Origin of the sequence: Cytobacillus oceanisediminis 2691, from assembly GCF_000294775.2 — a bacterium.
Taxonomy (GTDB): domain Bacteria; phylum Bacillota; class Bacilli; order Bacillales; family Cytobacillaceae; genus Cytobacillus; species Cytobacillus pseudoceanisediminis.
In genome coordinates this window covers 119032-144577 of the sequence record NZ_CP015507.1, presented here as the reverse complement: position 1 = coordinate 144577, position 25546 = coordinate 119032, and the positions used below count along the sequence as shown (strand labels likewise).

Genomic DNA, 25546 nt, shown 5'->3' with positions numbered 1-25546 from the left:
TATAAGAATAATTAATTACTGCAAACTAAAGAAAACCTGCTTTTTATGGGAATTATATTCAAACGTATATTTGACTATTTGTTTTTGTTCACATATAATAATATTCAAATGAATATTTGATTGATCTGAGGTGAAAAATTTGCAAAATGATGCATGTGAAGTTACGTGTATAGATGAAGAAAAAGTCAATAGAGGTAAAAATGAACTACTCCAACAAAATCCTTTGGAAGTAGCCAAAGTTTTTAAAGCTTTATCGGATGATACTAGGATTAAGATTGCGTATGCTCTTTCTTTGGAAGATGAATTGTGTGTATGTGATGTAGCAAATATTGTTGGTGCTACAACTGCCACAACATCTCATCATTTGAGGTTACTTAAAAATCTTGGATTAGCTAAATATCGAAAAGAAGGTAAGTTAGTTTACTATTCATTAGATGATGATCATGTAAAGCAACTAATACAGGTTGCATTTGCACATCAAAAGGAGGTTGTAAAAATTGTCTGAAGCAAAAGCATTAAAGGCTGAAAAAAATGTTTATCGCGTTCAGGGGTTTACATGCGCAAATTGTGCAGGGAAGTTTGAAAAAAATGTTAAAAAACTTCCAGGAGTTCAAGATGCAAAAGTGAATTTTGGTGCATCTAAGATATCCGTTTACGGTGATACAACGATTGAAGAACTAGAAAAAGCTGGTGCATTTGAGAACCTTAAAGTGGCTCCTGAAAAACCAAGGCGGGAAGCTAAACGAGAGGTTAAAGAGGATAAAAATGTTTACCGTGTTGAAGGATTTACATGTGCAAACTGTGCTGGGAAATTTGAGAATAACGTAAAACAGCTTCCAGGAGTTCAGGATGCAAAAGTAAATTTTGGTGCATCTAAGATATCTGTTTACGGTGATGCAACAATTGAAGAACTAGAAAAAGCAGGTGCATTCGAAAATCTTAAAGTGACTCCTGAAAAATCTGCTCGCCAAGTTTCACAAGAGGTAAAAGAAGATACGAAAGAAGAAAAAGTGCCGTTTTATAAAAAGCAGAGTACTCTACTGTATGCTTCCTTATTGATTGCATTTGGTTACCTTTCCTCGTCTGTGAACGGAGAAGAGAACATTGTTACTACCTTATTGTTTTTAGCATCCATGGTTATTGGAGGGTTGTCACTTTTTAAAGTCGGTTTGAAAAATTTACTACGCTTTGAATTTGACATGAAAACCCTTATGACAGTAGCCGTTATAGGTGGTGCTATTATTGGAGAATGGGCAGAAGTTGCCATTGTTGTTATTCTCTTTGCAATCAGTGAAGCACTTGAGCGATTCTCTATGGATAGAGCAAGACAATCGATTCGTTCATTAATGGATATCGCTCCTAAAGAGGCACTCGTTAGACGTAATGGACAGGAAATAATGATTCATGTCGATGATATTGCTGTTGGGGATATTATGATTGTAAAACCAGGTCAAAAGATTGCGATGGATGGTGTAGTCGTAAGTGGCTACTCTGCAGTCAACCAAGCAGCTATTACCGGTGAATCAGTCCCTGTTGAGAAAACCGTTGATGATGAAGTATTTGCAGGTACCTTAAATGAAGAAGGATTACTTGAAGTAAAAATAACGAAACTTGTAGAAGATACAACGATTTCTAAAATTATTCATCTTGTAGAGGAAGCACAAGGAGAACGTGCTCCTTCACAAGCATTTGTCGATAAATTTGCCAAATATTATACACCGATCATTATGATCATTGCAGCATTAGTTGCTGTTGTTCCACCATTATTCTTTGATGGTAGCTGGGAAACATGGATTTATCAAGGCTTAGCTGTTCTTGTTGTTGGTTGTCCTTGTGCGTTGGTCATATCGACTCCGATTTCTATTGTTTCAGCGATTGGAAATGCCGCAAAAAAAGGTGTACTTGTCAAAGGCGGAGTGTATTTAGAAGAAATGGGTGCCTTAAAGGCTATTGCATTTGATAAAACAGGTACCTTAACAAAAGGGATCCCAGCTGTAACTGATTATAATGTGTTGAACAAACAGATAAGTGAAAAAGAATTACTATCCATCATTACTGCATTGGAGTATCGTTCTCAGCATCCACTTGCATCTGCGATTATGAAAAAAGCAGAAGAGGAGAACATTACTTATTCTGACGTACAGGTAGAGGACTTTTCTTCTATTACAGGTAAGGGTATTAAAGGTACTATAAACGGAACGACTTATTATATCGGTAGCCCGAAACTCTTTAAGGAATTATTGAGCACTGATTTCGATAAAGAATTTGAGCAAAATGTTACTACTCTTCAAAATCAAGGTAAGACAGCCATGATTATTGGAACCGAAAAAGAAATACTTGCAGTTATTGCAGTTGCTGACGAAGTTCGTGAATCAAGTAAGGAAATTATTCAAAAGTTACATCAACTTGGAATCAAAAAAACAATTATGCTTACAGGTGATAACAAAGGTACTGCTAACGCTATCGGAGGGCAGGTTGGAGTATCTGACATTGAGGCAGAACTAATGCCGCAGGACAAATTAGACTTTATTAAACAGTTAAGATCCGAGTATGGCAACGTAGCAATGGTAGGAGATGGTGTCAATGATGCACCTGCATTGGCGGCCTCAACAGTTGGTATTGCAATGGGTGGAGCTGGTACAGACACAGCCCTGGAAACGGCAGACGTCGCTCTAATGGGTGATGATTTAAGAAAACTTCCATTCACTGTAAAACTTAGCCGAAAAACTCTAAATATAATCAAAGCTAACATTACTTTTGCAATTGCTATTAAATTTATTGCCTTACTATTGGTTATCCCAGGTTGGTTAACGCTCTGGATTGCCATCCTTTCAGATATGGGCGCAACTCTTCTGGTAGCACTAAATGGTTTGCGACTAATGAGAGTGAAAGAATAAAGTGAAAAGGGATAAAAAGGGCTTTCCAGACAGATTGGAAAGCCCTTTTCTAAAAATAATTTCATTAATCCTATAACTTCTAAATATCCAGCCTAATTAAAAATGGAAAGATTGGGTATAAGTAAAACATCGGATTTTACATTACATATAGGTATCTTCTGGAACAAAAAAGCTTACATTCTTTATAAGATCGAAGGAGGAAACTGAAATGACTGTTGAAGGTAAAAAGGAAGTGGATTTGTTAGTTATAGGCGCAGGATCAGGAGGTTATGTGGCGACCATACGTGCTGCTCAGTTAGGGAAAAAAGTGGTTTTGGTGGATAAAGCAGAATTAGGAGGGGTTTGCCTTAACCGTGGGTGTATACCTTCAAAGGCTCTTATTAGTGCTTCTGAACGAGTAACACACATAAAACATGCCAACTCAATGGGAATAAAGGTTTCTGGTGAAGTTGAAGTAGAGATGCCAGAAGTAGTGAAGTGGAAGGACGGTATAGTAAATAAACTAACGAATGGAGTCCGGACTTTACTGAAAGGCAATGGAGTGGAAGTCATTAGTGGGGAAGCTTATCTTACTGAACCCTATGTTGCCAAAATCAAAATTGGTAACGAAGAACAATTCTTTTCATACAAAGACTTAATCCTTGCGATAGGATCATTACCTACTGAGTTAAAAAGTATTCCATTTGATAGAAAAAGAATTATCTCTTCAACTGAGGCATTGATGCTTCAAGAAGTACCAAAACATTTAGTTGTAGTAGGTGGTGGTTATATCGGTTTGGAGTTGGGAACTGCTTATGCTAAATTTGGGGCTAAAGTGACCATTCTTGAGGGATCAGATACAATTCTTCCAGGTACGGACCCTATGCTTACGAATGTAGTAAAACGTCATTTAAAGGAACTTGGAATCACAGTTATAACGAATGCTTTAGTCCAAGGCGGAGAAAATACTGGCGATGAAGTAAACGTTCGTGTTCAGGTTAATGGAAAGGAAGAGATCATTAAAGGGGATTATTGCTTAGTTTCCATTGGAAGAAAACCGAACACAGGAAAAGTTGGATTGGAAAATATCGAGGTTGAATTAGACCAACGCGGTTTTATTAAGATAAATGATAAATGTCAAACAAATGTTGAACATGTATATGCGATCGGGGACTGTGCTGGTGGTTACCTCCTTGCTCATAAAGCTAGTTACGAAGGTAAGATAGCTGCAGAGGTAATAAGTGGGCTAAAAAGTGTAATTGATTTTCAGGCAATGCCTTTTGTTATTTTCAGTGATCCTGAAGTAGCCTATACAGGTTTAACCGAGAAGGAAGCAAAGGAAGAAGGATATGAAACAGTTTCTAGCCGTTTTCCATTCCAAGCTAACGGGAGAGCTTTATCTGTTTCGGATGCTGATGGTTTTGTACAAGTTGTGGCGGAAAAGGAATCTAATCGGGTGTTAGGTGTACAAATGGTAGGTCCAGAAGTATCCTCTCTTATTGCTGAAGCCGTTTTTGCAATTGAGTCAGGGGCAACGGCGGAAGATCTCAGCCTTACAATTCATGCACACCCAACTTTACCTGAACCACTCATGGAAGCAGCTGAAGGCGTTATGGGACATGCTATTCACATGCTCAATAAAAAATAATAATGTGAAGGCAGGCAAACCTGCACTTATGATAAGTGCAGGTTGAACTTTTTATTAATGGAGTGGGAATCAATGGACATTTTGTTTTATGTTTTAACCGTAGCTTTCGCAAATGTCTTGGGAGGTCTTGTGATCTTTCTTAAAAAAAATTGGTCTAGAAGAAGCTTGAATGGTTTAATGGCCCTAAGTGCGGGAATACTTTTCACCATTGCAATTATGGATTTAATACCAGAAGCATTAGAAATGCATGAATCAAGTGCTGTACATATTGTTATTGGTTTTTTATTGATTTTTCTATTTCAACATTTGCTTGCTCCGCATTTTCATTTCGGGGAAGAAACCCATAAACATTCTCACTCTAAAAGTGTAACACTTGGTGCCTTATTAGGAATGTTGATTCACACGTTTTTTGATGGATTATCGATTGTGGCCAGTTTTAAAATAGATGAAAGAATCGGATTTGTTGTATTGATTGGTGTTTTACTACATAAAATCCCAGATGGTTTAACGATTTCTTCTATCGTATTTACAAGCTTGGGAAGCAAGAAGAAGGCAATCGGGGCAGCTTTCTTATTGGCAATATCAACGCTATTGGGTGCGATTGTGGCCTTGTCTTTAAATCAATTTTTTACGGTAAATAACAGTCTCCTCTCCATTGCGCTATCCATTACAGCAGGTATTTTTCTCTATATAGCTACGGCTGATTTGTTACCTGTTGTTAGTGCGACTGAAGATCGACCAATTATTCTTTTCTTCTTTGTGGGAATTATATTATATTTTCTACTTCATTGGATATTGGAGCTAATTGCTCCAGTCGTACATTAGAGTTTTAAAGATCTTATTGAAATTTTTAGGTGAAAAATAAATCTGATTAAACAGGTTAATATAATCCATGAAAATATATTCAATCGTTTGTTTGATTGTTTATGAAAATATGAAGGAGTTGACACTAATGAATTTAATTTTAACCGTTCTCTCTGCTTTAGGGTCTTTTATAGTAACCAATGTCGATGATATTTTTGTCTTGATGTTGCTTTTCTCCCAGGCAAGGACACAAGCTAAAGTAAGTAACGGCCAAACGGTTAACATGCAGTCGAAGGGAAACCGTATATATCCTAGAGATATAGTCATTGGCCAATATCTTGGTTTTGCGCTTTTAGTTTTAATCAGTCTTTTAGCAACATTTGGTGTAACACTTATTCCTGAACAGTGGGTAGGCTTACTAGGACTAATCCCGATCTATTTAGGAGTTAAACTTTTTATAAAAGGTGAAGATGAAGATGAAGGGGAAATTCTATCTAATTTAAACAAATTTAATAAGTTCTATCTAAGTGTAGCCTTTATTACATTTGCTAATGGTGGAGACAATATTGGCATTTATGTTCCGTTTTTTTCCACTTTAAATTCAAACCAACTGGTCATTACAGTTGTTACTTTCTTTATAATGGTTGCGGTCTGGTGTTTTATCGGCTATCGTCTAGCAAGATTCAGATATGTTTCTGAAACACTTGAGAAGTATGGCAGATGGATAATCCCAATTGTGTTTATAGGGTTAGGAATATATATTATGTTAGAAAATGAAACTTTTAGCGCGCTGTCAAATCTGTTCAAATAAATTCAAACTAAACGTCTCCTTCAGGTACCATAGTTCTATTCTGGAGGCTTGGGGTGCCGAATAGGTTTGTCAGATGTCCGTATGCTAAATTTCATCTCATTAATAAGTTACTAATATGAAAGATATTTGACATATTGATCGAATCGAGTACCCCTAAAAGAAAAATATTTTATCATAATAAAGAAAGAGAGCAGGGACAAAACCCATGCTCTTTCTTTTTTTTATTTTTCCCTCAACAATCATCATACATAGAATGGTCTTGGTACTGGTGGTTGTTTGTGGTATTGTGCATACTTTTAATTGAATTTGTCTGTCCTGTATTTAAATTCTCTGATGGTGAGGTTTCATTAGGAATATTGTTTTGATGATTATTATCCATGAAAGAATTCATCATTTCATAACAATAATCCATCATTTGTTGCCAATTTCCATTCCCTTGACTAGGCGTACTGTTTGAATGTGCAAGAGCAGCAGTGCCAATACCTAGAAATAAAGCAATAGCTACTATAGACGTAAGTAATTTTTTCAATACTTCCACCCTCCTTTGTCCCATTATACCCATATATATAAAATTCGAAAACCGTGAAGATTGAAATTTACAAAAAGTCAAACTTGGTAAGGTTTTATTTATAAGTAAAAAACTTTTTTTGAACAAACACTGAGTTTTACCTATATACATACTTTAGATTGAGCGCTCGTATGAAAGGGAGAGTAAAAATGTATTATTATCCAAATCAATGGTATCAATATCCATATGTTTATCGATTAGAAGAAAATAATGGACAAGAGGAACAAGAATGGGAAATTGAGAAAAAATTTATGGATGATATGAGGAAAATGGTGTATCAACAATTGTTGATGCAAAAGGAAATATTAGAAAAGATCCATCATATTGAAACGAGATTATGTAATTTAGAAAGAAAGTATAAAGGCCTTTCATAATATTTAAAAAGGTTACTCCTTTTTCACTAAAAAAATTCTATGGGTGTAGCTTTTAACAAGTTACACCCATAGAATTTTTAACCTTCGAATTGGTAAAGAGGTGTGCTTAAATATCTTTCTCCATTACTTGGAATAATCGCAAAAACTTTTTTTCCTTTTCCAAGCTTCTCAGCTACTTTTAAGGCGGCGTATATGGCAGCTCCTGAAGAAATCCCACCAAGAATCCCTTCTTGTTTTGCTACCAGACGTGAAGTTTCAAAAGCTTGCTCATTCTCTACTGTAATGACCTCATCATAAACTTCAGTATCTAAAATTTCCGGTATGAATCCAGCTCCAATTCCTTGAATTTTATGAGGTCCTGGCTTACCGCCAGAAAGGACTGGGGATGCTACTGGCTCAACGGCAACAATATGTATTGCTGGAAACTTTTCCTTAAGGACTTGACCAGCACCTGTAACCGTACCTCCTGTACCAATTCCAGAAACAAAAGCATCAATTCTACCAATTTCTTCAGCTTGTCCAAGAAGCTCTTGTCCAGTTGTTTCTTCATGGATTTTTGGATTGGCTGGATTATTAAACTGCTGAGGTACAAAGTACTGTGGATTTTCCTCCAATAACTCTTGAGCTTTGCGAATTGCTCCGCCCATACCTTCCGGTCCAGGAGTTAAAACGAGCTCGGCACCATAGGCACGGAGTAAATTTCGACGTTCCATACTCATGGTTTCTGGCATGACGATAATCGTTTTGTATCCCTTTGCGGCAGCTACCATTGCTAACCCAATTCCTGTATTTCCACTAGTTGGCTCAACAATCGTACTTCCCGGCTTTAGGATTCCATCTTTTTCAGCTGATTCAATCATGGCTATAGCAATACGATCCTTTACACTACTTCCTGGGTTAAAATATTCAAGCTTTAAATAGACATCTGCATGATCAGGATTTACAACGCGATTTAGTTTAACAAGTGGAGTATTCCCGATAAGTTCTACAATTGAATTAGCCACTTTCATCAAAATCTCCTCCAATACTAGTAATTGTTGGTATAAGCTTGCCAACCACTGCCCTTCACAGTGATAGAGCTTATCTTTCCTGTAATGGCGATAGCTATTTATTACCACCCTATATCACAGTCGCTATACACGTATTGTCTATGACTTAGTTCAACATTGCTTGCATTTAGCTCATTATTTTTCGTACTGAGCATATCGTTTAAGGCTTGTCCATGGTCGCTGAGACACAAATCATACATATTTTTGATTTCTTGTTCGGTTAGATTTGGATGCATTTCCTTCATAAATGGTAGTGTGTACGATCGAAGATTGAGTGATTATTGCTATTGTTATTACTGTTGTGTGCTAACGCAGTAGTTCCGATTTCAATCAATAATACAAATTATCACCTCCTTTCGAAAGGACGATAAAAAAAACTTAAAAGCTCTTTCCTGAAGAATTTTACGGAATATTCATATAAAGAAAAACACACTTCCTTTCAATAATAAAATAATCGTTTGATTAATAAAGTTATTTTGTCAATTTCTTTAAAAGTCGAATGAGATATAGATTTGTGTCTATAATCTAGGATAGATTTTTTTGTGTTTTAGATTCTCTATAAGTACTTATCATTAATAAAATAGCTCCACTAACTAAAAATACATCCGCAGTATTAAAAATTGGATAATTAATAAATGTAACTTCGAACATATCTGTTACTTCCCCAAAAATTAAACGATCTACAACGTTTCCCATTGCACCTCCTATAAAAAATCCAAAGGCGATACGTGTTAGCTTATCGGAGACTTTACGAGAATAAATAAGGCCAAAGACAATAACAATAATTGCAATACTAATCAAGAATATTTTTTGTCCCGAAAAAATTCCCCAGGCAGCACCCGCATTACGATGAGATGTTAATTGGAAAACACCATTGATAAGTGGAATGGATTGCCCGTAGTCCATGAAGTTTCGTACTAAATATTTACATAATTGATCAATACTTACTGTGAGAATAATGATCCAATACAAAGTCGTCACCTCGGAGTTCTATTTTTATAAAGAATTGAACTTAATACTTTAAAAGTAAAGGGGATTTATCAGTAAAATGATCGTAAACCATTACGGTTAATTCGAGAATTTAATTATTTTCAAAATTTACGAAGTGAGACCACAGGTTAGGAAATATATTATTTTCTGCCATGATATAAAGGCCTAAACCTATAAATACAATTGGAATAACCCATCGGCCGTATTTCTCAAGTGTTTCAGAAACAAAATGAATCTTGCTAGACGATATCCGATTAAACACCAGACCGCAAACATTATAAAGAAAGTAACAACTATAATGACCAGTTGGTTGTTAATTAAAGTGGAAAAGAACGGAACATAAATGCCAATATTATCTTTACTATTGCAAAGGTGATTAAGGCTACACTTAAATAGAGCTTATTAAATTTGTTTAAACTTGATAGAATTTCCCCTTCATCCTCACCCTTTATAAACAGTTTAACTCCTAAATTGATCGGGATTAGTCCTAATAAACCTACCCACTGATCAGGAATAAGTGTCACACCAAATGCAGCTAAAAGACTAATCAAAACTAAAAGTGCAAAACCAAGATATTGGCCAATGACTGTATCTCTAGGGTAAATACGATTTCCCTTTGGCCCCATGTTAAACGTTCGGCCATTACTTGCTTTAGCTTGTGAACTTGCTTGAGAGAACGGCAACATCAAAATAAAAATGTCATCGATATTGGTTACTATAAAGGACCCTAAAGCAGAGAGAATGGTAAAAAATTAAATTCATAAAATAACTCCTTTCTAAAATACTTCCTAATCGGAAAACAATATATTTTAGTTTTGTTAGTTTTGTTAATATCTCTATATTTCTCCTTCATGTATGATTTAGAATTTCACTTTGCACGTTCTAATATTAATAGATAGTATTTTAGGTGAAAATATTGGAAGTTATTATTCAAACATTTATTTGAATATAATGTGCTTTTAGATTAAAATTATTAATGTAAAATATCAACATTAAAATGTTGGTTTGAATGAAATAAAAAAGGAGAGTAAAATGAAAAACAAAAGAACCAGATCTATTGTACGTATTAGTCTTCTATTTCTTATGGCTTTAGCAGTAGCCTATACTCTTTATCAAAACTTTATCACTGAAAAAATACGGGTTCAAGCAGGTGATCAAGCACCTGATTTTGTTCTTGAAGATATGAACGGTAATAACGTTCAACTTTCAGATTTAAAAGGAAAAGGAGTTTTTCTTAACTTTTGGGGTACTTGGTGCAAGCCTTGTGAAAAGGAAATGCCTTATATGGATAAACAGTATAGTCATTTTAAAAATCTTGGTGTAGAGATATTAGCTGTTAATATCGGAGAAAGTGATATTGCTATTGAATCGTTTGTAAATAGGCATGGGCTTACATTCCCTATTCTTAAAGATAAAGATAGAGCTGTAACGGAAGCATATGATATAACCCCGATTCCTACAACATTTTTGATCGATAAGAATGGAAAAGTGTTAAAAGTGATCACAGGAAGTATGACTGAAAGGGATATAGCAAAATACATGGAACGCATTAAGCCGTAGAGCTAAATAAACAGTAAGGTGGTATCTTCTTGGAACAAATAAGCTTGTTTCTAGCATTTGGTGCAGGTCTTTTATCATTTATTTCACCTTGTTCCCTTCCTTTGTATCCGGCTTTTCTTTCATATATTACAGGAGTCTCCATTAATGATCTAAAGGAAGGAAAAGGTATTTTAAGAAGGAAAGCTTTTTTACACACTATCTTATTTCTAGTTGGATTCTCCATTATCTTTTTAGCTTTGGGGCTTTCCACTTCTTTTATAGGGACGTTCTTTATGGATTATCAAGACTTGTTAAGACAACTTGGGGCTATTGTAATGGTGTTTTTTGGTTTAGTTTTAACTGGGGTTCTTAAATTTGATTTCTTACTTTCTGATAAGAAAATTCATTTTCAAAAAAGACCTTCAGGTTATATAGGATCAATTTTGATTGGAATTGGTTTTGCTGCTGGATGGACTCCTTGCACCGGTCCAATCCTTGCAGGAGTCATTGCGTTAGGTGTATCAGACCCAGGAAAAGGACTACTATACATGGTTTTCTATGTCTTAGGTTTTTCTATTCCATTTCTATTAATGTCTTTATTTATCGATAAAATGACTTTTCTAAAGAAACACAGTGCAATCTTTATGTCTATAGGAGGCATTTTGATGATTTTGATGGGGGGATTATTGTACTTTAATATGATGACAAAAATTATTGCAGTCTTAACTAGTTTGTTCGGAGGATTTACTGGATTTTAAAGTGGATTATCATCATTTTTAATGGGATTAAAAAGCAAATCTTAAAAGTTAGAAGTATTTTGTTAAATAAATTTTTAAGAATTAAATCGTAAGGAGTTTTAGAATGGAACATGTCAAATGCGTATGTGGTCACTCTATTCCATATGGAACGCTTCTTTGTGAATCTTGTGGACGCAATATCGGTAATAGCAAGAATGAAGTTTCTGAAAAACTATTGGATATGAGATACGATGGAAGCGCAAGACGCTCACAAACATATAAAAAGTCACTTATAGATAAGATTTGGAACTTTTTCTCATCCGTTAAAGTAGGGGTTTGGATAATTGTTCTCCTCTTAATTGCTTCTGCAATTGGAACAATTTTTCCTCAAGAGATATATATACCTCAAACGGTTGTTCCAAAAGACTTTTATAAAGATGAATATGGATTTCTTGGACAACTGTATTATGAATTAGGTTTTCACAATCTGTATGGTTCATGGTGGTATTTTTTATTAATAGCAGCTCTAGGTATATCACTTGTTATCGCGAGTTTGGACCGGTTTATTCCATTGTATCGCGCTTTGAACAAACAAGGGATTACACGTCATAAAAGTTTCTTGAGTAGACAACGTCTTTTCAGTGAAACAAAAGTCGAAGAGAAGCTTGATGAACAACTGGATTTGATAATATCCAACTTGGAAAGGAAGCGTTATCAAGTACGTGAAGAAAATGGTCATTTTTTAGCTGAAAAAAGTCGATTTTCAAGATGGGGACCTTATGTGAACCATGTTGGACTAATTATTTTCCTTATTGGAGGAATGCTGCGATTTGTGCCGGGGATGTATGTAGACGAAATGCTCTGGATTCGTGACGGTGAAACAAGTGTTATCCCAGGAACCGATGGAAAATACTATTTAACCAGCGATAAGTTCATTATGGATACCTATCAAAAAGATCAAGAGGATGAAGTTTTTGCTAATACTCTTTCACGGGTCGGTGATGGAAATGTCGTTAAAAACTTTCAAACAAACGTGATTTTGTATGAACGAAAGGGTGAAATTGTTCACGGGGCAGAACCTGAACTTGAAAAGATAAAAGATGAACAAATTAGAGTTAATTACCCCTTAAAACACGATTCATATGCTCTTTATCAAACCTCTTATAAATTAAATGAACTAAATAAGTTTAATTTTAATTTAGTAGACAAAGAGACAGAAGAAAGTTTTGGCAAGATTAAAGTTGATTTGTTAGAACCAAAGAAGGAGTATGATTTAGGCAATGGGTATAAAGTTGAAATTGTGACTTATTTGCCAAACTTCTATTTCAATAGTGAAGGTGTACCTGATACAAAAAACCGCGTTCCCGACAATCCAGCATTTGTGTTTAACATGATATCTCCTGAAAAACCAGAAGGTGAAAGAAGCTTTGTTGCCATTAAACAAACGTTTGACCCAGACGAAGATAATCAATTTAAAATGAAATTTGAAGGCGTTGAAACAAAAAACCTGTCAGCCCTTACAGTTCGGAAAGATAATACGTTATGGTTTCTTGGAGTTGGCGGTGCTATTTTCATGATTGGAGTTATTCAAGGAATGTATTGGAATCATAGACGTATATGGATTAGACGGGATGGTGACAACGTATTAATTGCAGGACATACAAATAAAAATTGGTATGGTATTCAAAATGAAGTGAACCGTATTTTAAAAGAAACCAGCATTCAAGAACTAACCGATCAAACAAACGAGAAAAGCTAAAATTCGTAAAGGAGGAAATGATGTGGTAGCTCTTAGCAGTAACTTATTATATGCAGCATTCTTACTATATCTAGTTGCAACATTTTTATTTGGAGGAGCCATTCGAGATAAGAGACAACAATACGAAAAACCAAGTAAATGGGCAAAAGTCGCAATAACTATCACTATTCTAGCTTTTGCTTCCCATTTGGGATATTTTATTACTCGATGGGTCGCTTCTGGACAAGCGCCTGTTAGTAATATGTTTGAATTTATTACAGCCTTTAGCATGATGATGGTCCTGGCTTTCATAATTCTTTATTTTATCTATAAGGTAGCTGTATTAGGTTTGTTTACTTTACCAATAACATTATTGATTATTGCTTATGGGAGTATGTTTCCCACAGACATTTCTCCATTAATTCCAGCACTGCAAAGCGATTGGCTTGCCATCCATGTAACAACAACTGCACTAGGTTCAGCTATTTTAGCCAGTAGTTTCATTGCAGGGGTCATTTATTTACTTCGTTCTGTTGATCAGACGAAACGCTCAAAAGAGACTTTTTGGCTTGAGGTTGTTATGTACACGATTGTAGCGACACTTGCTTTTGTAGTGATTACAAGTATTTTCAGAGGAGTGGAGTATGAAGCCGTCTACAAATGGGTGGATAAAAATGATCAAGAGGTTGAAATGACATATAATCTACCTTCAATTGTAGGGCCAAATCAAGGTGAATTACTTACAAAAGGTAAAATGGAAGCTCTTGTTGAGGTACCAGCGATTATCGCAGCAGGAAAATTAAACACAGTCATTTGGTCTGTTGTTACTGGTTTATTTTTATACGGAATTCTAAGGCTGATTTTAAGAAAAAGAATTGCTGCAGCGCTTCAGCCATTAACGAAGAATATCAAACTTGATTTGGTTGATGAAATTGGATACAGATCGGTTGCAATAGGTTTTCCGGTATTCACTTTAGGTGCACTCATCTTTGCGATGATCTGGGCTCAAATTGCGTGGACCCGTTTCTGGGGATGGGATCCTAAGGAAGTATGGGCATTAATTACATGGTTATTTTATGCTGCCTATTTACACCTCCGCTTATCGAAAGGTTGGCATGGTGAAAAATCAGCATGGCTCGGAGTTATAGGTTTTGGAATTATTATTTTTAACCTGATTTTCGTTAATCTAATTATTGCTGGTTTACACTCATATGCGTAAAGGAATTAATTAAGAGGGTTTTTTTAAAAGTAAAAGTTTACTATGAAAAAAATAAATTCATTTTTTATCCATGTTCTTGGAGGGGTGAATTTTTAAATCCCCTCCAACTATGTAAATCGATAAAATTCTTTTAAATTTTTTATAAACACATCCGAATTATACTCCTATTCAAGGCTCCTTATGATGAAAAGAGAGTAATACCATCGACTTGAAAATTTCATCATCGATATAGTAAAATGCTAATTTACCTTCCTTTCTATAATTAGCTACACCTGATTTTTTTAAAAACCGTAAATGATAAGAAGCTGTAGCTATTGAGGAATGAATAATATTAGCGACATCACAAACGCAAAGTTCCCCTTCTATAGCTAATGAAAGAATAATTTTTAATCTTGTCTCATCAGCAAGAAGTTTAAATTTTTTTGATAGATGAAGTGTACTTTTAGAACTTAACAAATCTTGTAACTTTGATACTTTTACAGGGTCATAACAATAGATTTCACATTCATCTTTTAGAGTATCTTTCATATTTTTATCAACTAAAGACAATTCTCCCACCTCATTAAAAAATATGTGATTAGCTTATAATGAGTAAGCTTTCATGTCAACATTCAAATATTTACTTGAATAAAGAAGCGAAGTGTTTCATATTCTCTTATGTCTGAAGACGTAAGTATATCTGATTCACGTGTTACTTTATATCGGCTCTTAACAAAAACGCGTGAGAATAACCAAAAAATCATAACTTATTATGAATGAAGGGATGCATGTTTAATGGATAAAAACAAGAAAGGTGAGTATATACCTGCACTAAAATACCATTGGATGACTCGATTTTATGATCCATTAATTCAATGGGGAATGCAAGAAAAAAAGTTCAAAACGCATTTAGTTAAGCAAGCTACCCTCCAACCAAATGAAACGATAATGGATTTAGCTTGCGGTACAGGTACACTTGCACTTTTAATACAGCAATCACAACCTGGTGTGCAAGTAATTGGGGTTGATGCTGATCCTAAAATATTATCAATTGCTAAGGGGAAAATTAAAGAAACTCAAGTTAATAATATCACCTTTGAGGAAGGGTTTTCTGATAAACTGCCCTTTTCCAATAATCTATTTCATCACATATTTACAAGTTTATTTATTCATCATTTAACTCAAGAAATGAAAAAGAAAACATTTGAAGAAGTTTATCGGACACTCAGGTCTGGTGGCCAATTCCATATTATTGATTTTGAAAAGCCACAAAATTGGCTGATGCGTGTTGCATTTTTCTCTATTCAATTTTTAGATGGGTTTGAAACAACTTCAAATCATGTAAAAGGGATAATTCCTAATCTATTAAAAGAAACTGGATTTGTCTCAATTGAAGAAACTGGTCAATTTTCTACTATCACGGGCACACTAAGAGCATATAAAGCTTTTAAGCCATAAGCTTTTTGATTTTTTATCAGACTTCTTGCATTTTTAGCACATGTAATTTTTAATGTCCATTTTACTGTAAATAGTATTGACCATAAAATTAAAATAGAGAGATGGGAATGACATACATGGAGAATATTTCACCTTTAAAAGCAGTTATGGATATCTGGAAGGTTAAACGAGGCAAACCAGAAGACATTCTCTCTCGGCAACAATCTCGTTTACCTGACCTTATTAGTTTTGCAAGATCAAACTCTCAATATTACGCACAAAAATACAGCCTGTTGCCTGAACGGATTTCAAGCTTACAGCAAATCCCACCAGTCACGAAATCAGAACTCATGGCCAATTTTAATGATTGGGTGACTGACCCAGAAGTATCCATCGAAAGTGTGAAAGAATTTGTGTCAGATATGTCATTAGTTGGACAACTTTATTTAGAACGCTATATGGTTTCGACCACTTCAGGGTCAACCGGGGTACCCGGAATCTTTATTCAGGATAAAAGTTCAGATACAATCATGAAAACATTGATGGCGATTCGCGGAACAACAAAATTGATATGGAGTGACATATTGAAAGTGGCAGCAAAAGGCGGACGAAATGCGGCGGTATGTTCTACAGCTGGTCATTTTACGGCATTCAGCACAGCTGAACGTCTGCGTTTAAAAAATCCATCAAACGGAAAAATTAGAGCTTTTTCTATCCAATCCCCCCTTTCCACGCTTGTAAAAGAATTGAATGAATATCAACCAGCCTTAATTGGGGGGTATGCAACAGCGATGGAAATTCTAGCAGAGGAACAAAAAGCAGGTCGGTTAAATATTCAGCCTGTTGCAATCCTTTTGGGGGGAGAAAAGTTATATCCAAATGTTCGTGCGAAACTAGAATCTTTTTTCCAAGCTCGCGTTCTAGATCTTTACGGCGGTACAGAAGCAACAGCCATGACTTTCGAATGTGAAGAAGGTCAGTTTCATGTAAATACCGATTGGATTATATTTGAACCCGTAGATGAATTTTACCAACCTGTGCCACCAGGAAAACAATCCCATTCGGTTTTAATTACAAATCTGGCCAACAGAATTCAGCCCCTTATTCGTTATGAACTAACTGACCGTGTCACCATGTTTTCGGAACCATGCAAATGCGGAAGACCATTCCCAGTAGTACAAGTTGAAGGGAGAACGGATGACATTTTGAAATTCTCTACCCCCAACTGTCAAATCATTCATATTCTGCCCATGGCTCTCAAAACTATTGTTGAGGAAATACCAGGAGTAAGGCGTTTTCAACTGATTCAAACGGCACCGGATAAATTAACAGTACGTTTAGAAGTAGACGAGGGTAATCCTAGAGATCAGATTTGGGAAAATGTTAGAGAAGCTCTTCTAGATTACTTTGCTACCCAGGGACTAACTAACCTTTCAATAGAAAAATCGGAAGAATTGCCACAAAGGCACCTTAAAAGTGGAAAGTACCAGCATGTTTTGATTGATTATCTTAAATAAAACAAATATTAAATAACATTGACGTATATTCTGTACGCTAAGAGATTTCAAATTTGCTTAAAGTATTAAATTCACGTTTTTGCTCTGGACATATAAAGATAAGGCTAATTCACCTTAGTGTTGGAGAAATCAGTCTTATCTTTTCTATTTATTGTATTAGATCCCAAATAGTACATAAAATAAATATCATAAACATTATTATTTTTAATAATAAGCTTTTTTTGTACTACACGTAACAAAAACGAACATTTTTGTTACGTGTAGTAATGATCAACTTTTACTCTAGCTAACTCGTATAATGAGCGTAACAAAAATATGTAACAATATTATTCGTAACAATATTTATCACGAATCGATTTTGGTACAATAGGAGAGGATGAACATGAAGTTTGGCTATATGCGTGTTTCTACATTTGATCAAAATTTGGATCGCCAAAAGAAACAACTTGAAGAATTTGGGTGTGATCGCATTTTCTTTGAAAAAGTAACCGGTACGAAACGAGAGCGACCGGAGTTGAATCGTATGTTGGAATTTTTGCGAATGAACGATACGGTTGCTGTGACGGATCTGACTCGTCTATCCCGTTCTACGAAAGACCTTATTGAAATTACAGAACTCATTTCACAAAAGGGAGCGCATTTAAAAAGTTTAAAGGAATCCTGGCTTGATACAACAACAGCACATGGGAAAATGTTGTTTACTATCTTTGCAGGTATTGCTCAATTTGAGAGAGATTTAACTTCTGAACGGACAAAAGAAGGGATTCTGGCTGCAAGGAAACGAGGAAAATATCCTGGAAGACCGAAAACCGATGAGGAAAAGGTTAAGTATGCCTTGTATCTTATGGACCAAGGGTTGAGTCGTACTGATGCTGCCGAGAAGGCTGGTATTTCTCGCATGACTTTGTATCGTAAGATGCAAAATAACAATAAAATCGAGTAGCAACCATCGGACAAAGGAATTCTGTCGATCATTTCTCAGATTTACTTTGCCCCTGGTTGCACGAACGCTGGTACTGCCCCAAATAGAGTTTTATTCCTTGCCAGTCCATTTATATCCAACACCCCAAACGGTTAGTAAAAACTCATCCGCGGGAAATCCTGCCCTTCTCAACTTTTCCCTAATATTTCTAACATGCGAATCAATCGTGCGGTCTTCAATTGATACTCCATATCCCCAAACCGATTCAATTAAGTGATCTCTGGAGAAAACCTTGTTTCTGTTACTTATAAATAACTGGACCATCGCAAACTCCTTAGGTGTGAGCAAGATCTCTTTATCTTCAAAATAAAGTTCATAAGAAGCTGGTTTAAGTAATAGGCCTTTAAATGAGAGGAATTCTTCTTCTGTTGTAGTTCTTCTAAGTACGGCTTCTATCCTTGCTACAAGTACTTCTTCATCAAATGGTTTCAAAATATAATCATCTGCGCCTATTTTTAACCCTTTAACGATATCAGGCTTCTCACTTCTGGCCGTGAGCATGATAATCGGGATATCCCTAATTTTCTTGAATTCTTTGCATGCTGTCCAGCCATCCATTTCAGGCATCATCACATCTAACAATATTAAATCGGCATGATTTGTTTCTATATACGTTATTGCATCTACCGCAGATGACTTTTTAACACATTTATAACCTAATGGGGTTAAATAAAGCGCAAGTAGATCTAACATTCTGGATTCATCATCAACTAATAGTATCGTTTTCAATGCTATCTGCTCCTTTAAAGACTAATTCAAATTCAGTTCCGATGCCTTCCTTGCTTTTTACTGAGATTGTCCCACCATGAGCAAGGACAAGCTCCTTTACTATGGCAAGCCCCAAACCTGTTCCTCCTAAAGATCTGGTTCTGGACTTATCTACTCGATAAAAGCGGTTTAAAATATAAGGCAGGTCTTCTTCAGGTATTCCTTTTCCATTATCTCGAACCTTAATACTGACATCCTTCTTTTTGCTGCTGACAGCAAGGATTGTTTTGCCTCCAGATGGAGAGTATTTAATAGCGTTATCCAGCAAGTTAAAGATGATTTGCTCAAGTCTGATAGGATCAGCCATAATATATACTCCTTCTGGACAAACTACTTCAAAATCCATTTCTTTTTCGTGGAATGCAGGAGAAAACTTTTGCTCAATTTTCGTAATAAAGTCAGTTAAGTCTATTGCTTTTTTTTGTATTATAAATGAATTTTTGTCCATTTTCGCTAGGTCGAAAAGGTCCTTAATTAAATCAGAAAGGCGATTCGCCTCCTCATGAATTATATTTAAATATTTGTCACGGTCCTCATTGGATAAATTGCGTTTATGAACAATATCTGCATAGCCCTTAATATAGGTGAGGGGGGTCCTTAATTCATGAGAAATGCTCGCTAAGAAATCGTTTCGCTCTAGTTTTAAATAATTCAAGTCGCTGGCAAGCTGAGAAATAGAATCTGCTAAATCCCCGAGTTCGTCATTCCTGTTCTTTGGGAGTGAAATTGTAAAATCTCCCTTGCTAATTTTGGAAGTAGCTTCCTTCATTTTTATTAAAGGTTTTGCAAGTCCTTTAGAAAGAAAAATGATAACAATCAAGGTTAAAAAAACCGCTATTAATCCTGTTAATATAAAATGTTTATTAATTCTTTCAATTAAAGAATGTATTGATTCTGTTTCTTGAAACATAAAAACCTTGCCAGATGTTTTGCCATCTAAATCTATTGGACTAACTGTTGAGATAAACTTTCCCTCTTTCCAGTTATTATCAACAACCTCTCCACCTCGAGGGATATCTGAGTCTGACCTGTTAATATGGTCTTGAACCTCATAGCTCTTTACTGATGAACCAAGAATCTTACCATTCATATCAGTGATAACGACATCGGTATTTGCCTCCGATTCCATTAAAGTTACATGAGAGATTGTATCTGTATCAAAGTGTTTTTCCAGTATATCCCTGTGAGCGTTGCCTCTTGTCTGCAAAGATAGAAACTCTTCTTCTATCCTTGAATCCACAAGGGCTGAATGTAAAAAGAAAAACATAAAAATCTCAAGGCTAAAGATAATTAGAAAGAATACTATTCCAAGCTTAATCGAAATTTTTGTCAATTAATTCACCCGTTTCTCAAGAAACTGCTAATTTAAATTATATTTCTTAAATTTGAAGAATTTATGCAGAATGAGACATATTTTAATACTGAGAACTTTTATATTTTTAGTGTTTAATTAAAGTCTATTCAAAATCTCGAGAATCGAACTATTGACAACTTAATCGAATTTACTTAATATTATGATTAGTTATTTTATTTTGAATATTTAAAATTATATTTATCAATTCATATATAGTCTACAGTTATTAGTTGAATTAAGGGGGCTATATCGAATTTCTTTATGCATTATGCATAGGTTATTCGATATGCCTCCTTTTTTATTATTAAATTAGATATTGGAGGTGATATTGTTAGAAGTTTCATAATAACAAGAGTTTCCGCTGTTTAAAAAGAAGATAGGGGGATATGTGATGATTAAATTAAGAAGTCGAATTGTATTTCTAACCTTCTTTTTTGTAATTACCTTACTTATAAGTGCATGCAGTAATAATAGTCAGGTGAATAACCAGACAGATAATGAAAACAAGGATGCGAAAACAGATTCCACCAAAGAACAGGTGATTACAGTAAATGCCTTATCTGAACCACCCAGTCTCGAACCTGCTTTAATTGATAACCAGGTTGCTGGGGATATATCAAACCAATTATTTGAGGGCCTCGTTCGTTTGGATAAAGAAGGAAAAATTGTTCCAGGTGTGGCTGAAAGATGGGAAACTTCAGATGATGGGACAATTTACACGTTCTACTTAAATAAAGATGCGAAATGGTCAAATGGTGATCCAGTGACTGCTCAAGATTTTGTCTATTCCTGGGAAAAGGTATTAAGGCCTGAAGTAGCCTCTCCGCTAGGAAGTAATTTATTTTTTATCAAAAATGGAGCAGCATATAATGAAGGCTCGTTAAAGGATCCTGCTGAGCTTGGTGTTAAAGCTGTAGATGAATATACCCTTGAAGTTACTCTAGAAAAACCAACTTCCTTCTTCTTGGGACTAACAGCCTTTTTCACCTTATTACCAATCAATGAAGAAGTTGATAAAGCAAATTCGAAATGGGCATCAGAAGCTGACACCTTTGTTTCAAACGGCCCCTTTACAATTGAGAGTTGGAAGCACGGACAAGAATTAGTAATGGTACCTAATGAAAACTATTGGGGGAAAGATGTTGTTAAACTGGATAAGCTAAAGTGGGTAATGGTGAATGAACAAAATACTGAATATGCAATGTACCAATCAAATGAGCTTGACTTTTCTACAAACCTACCAAATTCGATAAGAAATAAATTAATTTCTTCTGGAGAGGCAAATACTGCACCAAGTGCAAGTTTAGCTTACTTACGTTTTAATCATAAAAATGACGTTTTCGCGAACGAAAAAATACGCCAAGCATTAGGTCTAGCGTTGGATAGAAATCTTTTAGTTGAAAAAGTAACACAAGGAGGAGAAATTCCAGCCTTAGGTTTAATTCCAATTGGATTGAGCAGCGGTGCAGGAGAATTTAGGGATTTAGCGGGAGAATCCTTGTTTAAGGATAATGATGTGGAAACAGCAAAACAAAAGCTACAGGAAGGGCTAGATGAATTAGGCCTCTCCTCGTTACCGAAAATCAATCTACTATTCTATACCGATGATACGTACAATAAGCTTTCACAAGCAATGCAAGAAATGTGGAAGAAAAACTTAGGGATAGAAGTTGAACTCCAAACAATGGAGCGTAAAGTATTTGTTCAAAATATTCAAGCAGGGGATTATCAACTAGCAATTTACAGTACAGGTGCGGACTATGATGATGCAAGTAATTTAATGGGACAATTCATGACAGGGGATGTTTATAACTATAGTAATATCTCTATTCCCGAGTACGATCAATTAATGAAAAAAGCAGAAGCAGAATTGAATTTGGAAGAGCGTGCTCAGTATTTGGTGGATGCAGAAAAAGTTCTGATAGACCAAATGGCCATTTCACCTCTTTATTATAGGACGAAGGTATATCTGCAAAAGGATAATATTGATGGAATCTTTCAATATACTATCCAAGCCATTGATTTCCGGGAGGCGTATGTGAAGTAAAGAAAAAAACATTCAATCGCTGAAAGAGTGTACTAAAAGTACACTTTTTCAGTTGTTATCAGACAGGTCCTGCTACAGGAAAATAGGAGGGGAATTATGCGACAATTTCTGGTTAGGAGGATTATTAGTGTTTTTGTGACACTATTCGTTATTATTTCACTAACCTTTTTATTAATGTATGCCATACCAGGAGATCCTTTTACAAGTGAAAATCGCATACCTGAACAGGTAGTCGAAAACTTAAAGGAGCATTATGGGCTTAATGATCCAATGTTAATTCAATATATAAAATACCTAAAAGGAGCCCTATTATTCGACTTCGGTCCTTCAATCAAATGGGATAATCAAACAGTAAATGAACTAATTGCAAGTGGTTTTCCAGTTTCGTCCATGATTGGTCTGCAAGCCATTCTTATTGCAACTTTTTTTGGTATTGTATTAGGAATATTTGCTGCTATTCGCCACAATAGTGCAATTGACTATTTTTCTATGATTATCGCTATTCTTGGCCTTTCTGTTCCCAGTTTCATATTCGCAACAGTTTTAATCAACTTTTTTGCAATTAAGCTACAATGGTTTCCAGTTGCAACCTGGGGGACATGGAAGCATTCCGTCTTGCCAAGTGTTGCACTCGCCGTTACACCAATGGCATATATTGCCCGCCTAACTAGATCGAGCATCCTTGAAGTTTTATCTATGGATTATATTCAAACTGCAATGGCAAAGGGTGTAACCGGTATCAGATTCGTATTTAGGCATGTGCTTAGAAATGCTATGATTCCAGTTGTAACCATACTGGGACCTATAACAGCCACTGTATTGACAGGAAGCTTTGTTATTGAACAAATTTTCGGTGTGCCTGGATTAGGCAAGTACTTTGTGGAAGGAATTACAGATAGAGATTATCCATTAATCTTAGGGACAACAGTTTTTTATAGCGCTATCTTAGTATTCTTTATTATATTGGTTGATATTGCATATGTTCTGATTGACCCAAGAATAAAACTTATGAAAGGGAGGGGATAACAGATGCAGCCAGTGCGGGATGAACTCTTTGTGTTTAGGAAACAAAACAAAGATGAGGATTTACTAAGTAAACCGAGTGTCTCTTTTTGGAAAGACGCATTGGGGAGACTAAAACATAACAAGTTGGCTATGACAGGTCTTGGAATCATAATCTGTTTAATCACGATGTCCATTATAGGTCCCATGCTTGTACCTTATTCATATTCAGACCAAAGTCTGTTAAATGCTAATCTCCCTCCATCAACAGATAATTGGTTTGGAACAGATGATTTAGGAAGGGATATATTTTCAAGGACTTGGGTTGGCTCCCGAATTTCCCTCTTTATTGGGATAACAGCGGTTATATTAGACCTAATAATAGGTGTTATATGGGGAGCGATTGCAGCTTACAAAGGTGGAAAAACAGATGAAATTATGATGAGAATCGTAGATATTCTTTATGGACTGCCTCATTTGCTTGTAACAATTTTATTAATGGTCGTATTAAAACCAGGTTTACTTACAATTATTATAGCGATGGCTGCCACTGGATGGATAGGAATGGCACGTTTAGTTAGAGGGGAAATTCTAAGATTGAAAGAGTCTGAATTTGTATTAGCATCACAGGTATTGGGAGGAAGTTTTTTCAGAGTACTTTTTAAACATCTTATTCCGAATGCGATGGGTCCGATCATTGTAAGCATGACATTATCTGTTCCTGGTGCCATATTTGCAGAAGCAACATTAAGTTTTTTAGGGCTTGGTGTGCCGGTTCCGCTTGCAAGTTGGGGAACTATGACGTCAGAGGGCCTTGTCACTTTATTAACAGGGGAAACATGGAGACTATTTTTCCCTGCATTGTTTATTTCCTTAACTATGTTTTCATTTAATGTACTTGGAGATGGTTTAAGAGATGCCCTAGATCCTAAGCTGAAAAAATAAAGATACCTCATAGTTTAATTCATATATTAGGGGAGGAGATAAATGTGAACAGACTACTTGAAGTGAAAGACCTTCACGTTAATTTTAATTCTAAAAACCAGCATATCCAAGCTGTCCGCGGGATTTCCTTTCATGTCAATAAAGGGGAAGTTCTTGCTATTGTCGGTGAATCGGGTTGCGGGAAATCAGTTACTGCAAAAAGCATTATGAAATTGCTGCCTGAGAAATCTTGCACCATTCCAAAGGGATCCATATTGTTTAACGGTGAAGAAATCACAACAATGAAGAAAAAACAGTTATCGAAGATTCGAGGAGCAAAGATAGGAATGGTTTTTCAAGATCCGATGACCTCATTAAATCCGACAATGAAGGTTGGCGACCAAATTGCAGAGGGTCTCATTATTCATAAAGGCTACAATAAAAAGTTGGCACGCGAAAAAACAATTGACATTATAAAGCAAGTGGGTATACCCAACCCTGTACATTGCTGTACCAAATATCCTCATCAGCTCAGCGGAGGAATGAGGCAGCGAATTGTCATAGCTATGGCGCTGATCTGCGAACCTGATCTTTTAATTGCGGATGAACCCACGACAGCTTTAGATGTCACCATTCAATCTCAAATTCTAGATCTATTAAAAGAACTCCAGCAAAAAATGGGCATGGCGATTATTCTTATTACACATGATTTAGGAGTAGTGGCAAGGTTTTCGGATCGAGTCAATATTATGTATGCTGGAAAAATAGTCGAAAGTGGTACAAAAAGTGAAATCTTTTACAATCCTAAGCACCCCTATACTCTTGGATTATTAGAATCTATACCCAAACTTGATCACAGCCGAGACCAAAAGTTAACGGCCATTGACGGAACTCCGCCGGACCTTGCAGAACCTCCAAAAGGCTGCGCTTTTACTCCGCGATGTCCTTTTGCAATGGATGTCTGCGATGAATATATTCCGGAAAAAACGGTGCTATCACGTACTCATCATTTAAATTGCTGGTTAATGGACCCAAGAGCCCCGAAAGTCGCAACTAACAAAACAGTATCCCAAGCGGCTAATGAATAAGAATCCTTCCATGCATCCATTATTATATCTTGTATTTTTTAAAAAAGTGAAAACCAACTAACCCTGCCGATGCCGGGATTTTATTAAATAGGAAT

General features: G+C 35.7%; 23 protein-coding genes and 1 pseudogene. 17 read left to right on the top strand and 7 right to left on the bottom strand.

Translation table 11 applies throughout. From position 1 onward, the window contains the following. Positions 1 to 139 precede the first annotated feature (139 nt). The 5 genes from A361_RS27860 to A361_RS27840 all read left to right on the top strand — a co-directional run bounded on the left by A361_RS27860 (position 140) and on the right by A361_RS27840 (position 6139). Positions 140 to 505 carry an ArsR/SmtB family transcription factor gene (locus A361_RS27860; RefSeq protein ID WP_019380900.1) on the top strand — a complete coding sequence of 122 codons (366 nt, stop codon included), beginning with the start codon at positions 140 to 142 and terminating at the stop codon, positions 503 to 505. After that, complete coding sequence (locus A361_RS27855) at positions 498 to 2897, top strand: heavy metal translocating P-type ATPase (protein WP_019380901.1); 2400 nt, start codon at positions 498 to 500, stop codon at positions 2895 to 2897. Before A361_RS27860 ends, A361_RS27855 begins: the two co-directional genes overlap by 8 nt. A gap of 208 nt (positions 2898 to 3105) precedes the next feature. Then, positions 3106 to 4524 carry a dihydrolipoyl dehydrogenase gene (lpdA, locus tag A361_RS27850; protein WP_019380902.1) on the top strand — a complete coding sequence of 473 codons (1419 nt, stop codon included), beginning with the start codon at positions 3106 to 3108 and terminating at the stop codon, positions 4522 to 4524. A gap of 72 nt (positions 4525 to 4596) precedes the next feature. Further along, complete coding sequence (locus tag A361_RS27845) at positions 4597 to 5349, top strand: ZIP family metal transporter (protein WP_019380903.1); 753 nt, start codon at positions 4597 to 4599, stop codon at positions 5347 to 5349. 127 nt (positions 5350 to 5476) lie between these two features. Beyond that, positions 5477 to 6139: a CadD family cadmium resistance transporter gene (locus tag A361_RS27840; RefSeq protein WP_019380904.1), complete on the top strand. Its 663-nt coding sequence runs from the start codon at positions 5477 to 5479 to the stop codon at positions 6137 to 6139. Positions 6140 to 6371: 232 nt separating this feature from the next. On the opposite strand, the gene A361_RS27835 is transcribed toward A361_RS27840, so the two are convergent. After that, positions 6372 to 6677 (bottom strand): hypothetical protein, encoded by a 306-nt coding sequence (locus A361_RS27835; protein ID WP_251264583.1) that lies wholly within the window; start codon positions 6675 to 6677, stop codon positions 6372 to 6374. 179 nt (positions 6678 to 6856) lie between these two features. Here A361_RS27835 and A361_RS27830 point away from each other — a divergent pair, with 179 nt between their 5' ends. After that, positions 6857 to 7081, top strand: a complete 225-nt coding sequence (locus tag A361_RS27830) for a hypothetical protein (protein ID WP_019380906.1) — start codon at positions 6857 to 6859, stop codon at positions 7079 to 7081. A 77-nt stretch (positions 7082 to 7158) separates the two neighbouring features. Here A361_RS27830 and cysK read toward each other — a convergent pair whose 3' ends face one another. The 3 genes and pseudogenes from cysK to A361_RS27815 all read right to left on the bottom strand — a co-directional run bounded on the left by cysK (position 7159) and on the right by A361_RS27815 (position 9746). Then, entirely contained in the window at positions 7159 to 8091 is a 933-nt protein-coding gene (cysK, locus tag A361_RS27825; protein ID WP_019380907.1) for a cysteine synthase A, read from the bottom strand. A 564-nt stretch (positions 8092 to 8655) separates the two neighbouring features. Next, positions 8656 to 9111: a signal peptidase II gene (gene lspA / locus A361_RS27820; RefSeq protein WP_226752555.1), complete on the bottom strand. Its 456-nt coding sequence runs from the start codon at positions 9109 to 9111 to the stop codon at positions 8656 to 8658. Positions 9112 to 9211: 100 nt separating this feature from the next. Further along, positions 9212 to 9746, bottom strand: a pseudogene (locus A361_RS27815) (CadD family cadmium resistance transporter). Positions 9747 to 10152: 406 nt separating this feature from the next. Here A361_RS27815 and resA point away from each other — a divergent pair. From resA to ccsB, 4 genes are all read left to right on the top strand, one after another. Further along, on the top strand, positions 10153 to 10680 hold the full coding sequence (gene resA / locus A361_RS27810; protein WP_019380909.1) for a thiol-disulfide oxidoreductase ResA: 528 nt from the start codon (positions 10153 to 10155) through the stop codon (positions 10678 to 10680). 29 nt (positions 10681 to 10709) lie between these two features. Next, positions 10710 to 11417, top strand: a complete 708-nt coding sequence (locus tag A361_RS27805) for a cytochrome c biogenesis CcdA family protein (protein ID WP_019380910.1) — start codon at positions 10710 to 10712, stop codon at positions 11415 to 11417. A 103-nt stretch (positions 11418 to 11520) separates the two neighbouring features. Then, positions 11521 to 13155 (top strand): cytochrome c biogenesis protein ResB, encoded by a 1635-nt coding sequence (gene resB / locus A361_RS27800; protein WP_019380911.1) that lies wholly within the window; start codon positions 11521 to 11523, stop codon positions 13153 to 13155. A gap of 22 nt (positions 13156 to 13177) precedes the next feature. Further along, entirely contained in the window at positions 13178 to 14353 is a 1176-nt protein-coding gene (gene ccsB, locus A361_RS27795; protein WP_019380912.1) for a c-type cytochrome biogenesis protein CcsB, read from the top strand. A 168-nt stretch (positions 14354 to 14521) separates the two neighbouring features. Here ccsB and A361_RS27790 read toward each other — a convergent pair whose 3' ends face one another. Beyond that, the gene (locus A361_RS27790) at positions 14522 to 14902 is read right to left on the bottom strand and encodes an ArsR/SmtB family transcription factor (RefSeq protein WP_019380913.1); all 381 of its coding nucleotides are present in this window, start codon (positions 14900 to 14902) and stop codon (positions 14522 to 14524) included. Between the two features lie 225 nt (positions 14903 to 15127). Here A361_RS27790 and A361_RS27785 point away from each other — a divergent pair, with 225 nt between their 5' ends. The 3 genes from A361_RS27785 (at position 15128) to A361_RS27775 (ending at position 18229) form a co-directional block, all read left to right on the top strand. Further along, positions 15128 to 15790, top strand: coding sequence for a class I SAM-dependent methyltransferase (locus A361_RS27785; protein WP_019380914.1), 663 nt, complete (start codon positions 15128 to 15130; stop codon positions 15788 to 15790). A 116-nt stretch (positions 15791 to 15906) separates the two neighbouring features. Next, entirely contained in the window at positions 15907 to 17286 is a 1380-nt protein-coding gene (locus tag A361_RS27780; RefSeq protein WP_051005544.1) for a phenylacetate--CoA ligase family protein, read from the top strand. A gap of 382 nt (positions 17287 to 17668) precedes the next feature. Next, positions 17669 to 18229 carry a recombinase family protein gene (locus tag A361_RS27775; RefSeq protein ID WP_019380916.1) on the top strand — a complete coding sequence of 187 codons (561 nt, stop codon included), beginning with the start codon at positions 17669 to 17671 and terminating at the stop codon, positions 18227 to 18229. A gap of 90 nt (positions 18230 to 18319) precedes the next feature. On the opposite strand, the gene A361_RS27770 is transcribed toward A361_RS27775, so the two are convergent. Next, positions 18320 to 18997: a response regulator transcription factor gene (locus A361_RS27770; RefSeq protein ID WP_019380917.1), complete on the bottom strand. Its 678-nt coding sequence runs from the start codon at positions 18995 to 18997 to the stop codon at positions 18320 to 18322. After that, positions 18975 to 20369 carry a sensor histidine kinase gene (locus tag A361_RS27765; protein WP_019380918.1) on the bottom strand — a complete coding sequence of 465 codons (1395 nt, stop codon included), beginning with the start codon at positions 20367 to 20369 and terminating at the stop codon, positions 18975 to 18977. The genes A361_RS27770 and A361_RS27765 overlap by 23 nt, the downstream gene beginning before the upstream one ends. A 412-nt stretch (positions 20370 to 20781) precedes the next feature. Here A361_RS27765 and A361_RS27760 point away from each other — a divergent pair, with 412 nt between their 5' ends. The 4 genes from A361_RS27760 to A361_RS27745 all read left to right on the top strand — a co-directional run bounded on the left by A361_RS27760 (position 20782) and on the right by A361_RS27745 (position 25451). Further along, positions 20782 to 22437, top strand: a complete 1656-nt coding sequence (locus A361_RS27760) for a peptide ABC transporter substrate-binding protein (RefSeq protein ID WP_019380919.1) — start codon at positions 20782 to 20784, stop codon at positions 22435 to 22437. 96 nt (positions 22438 to 22533) lie between these two features. Then, entirely contained in the window at positions 22534 to 23463 is a 930-nt protein-coding gene (locus A361_RS29765; RefSeq protein ID WP_019380920.1) for an ABC transporter permease, read from the top strand. A gap of 3 nt (positions 23464 to 23466) precedes the next feature. Next, positions 23467 to 24384 carry an ABC transporter permease gene (locus A361_RS29760; protein ID WP_019380921.1) on the top strand — a complete coding sequence of 306 codons (918 nt, stop codon included), beginning with the start codon at positions 23467 to 23469 and terminating at the stop codon, positions 24382 to 24384. A gap of 44 nt (positions 24385 to 24428) precedes the next feature. Next, positions 24429 to 25451: an ABC transporter ATP-binding protein gene (locus A361_RS27745; protein WP_019380922.1), complete on the top strand. Its 1023-nt coding sequence runs from the start codon at positions 24429 to 24431 to the stop codon at positions 25449 to 25451. Positions 25452 to 25546 lie beyond the last annotated feature (95 nt).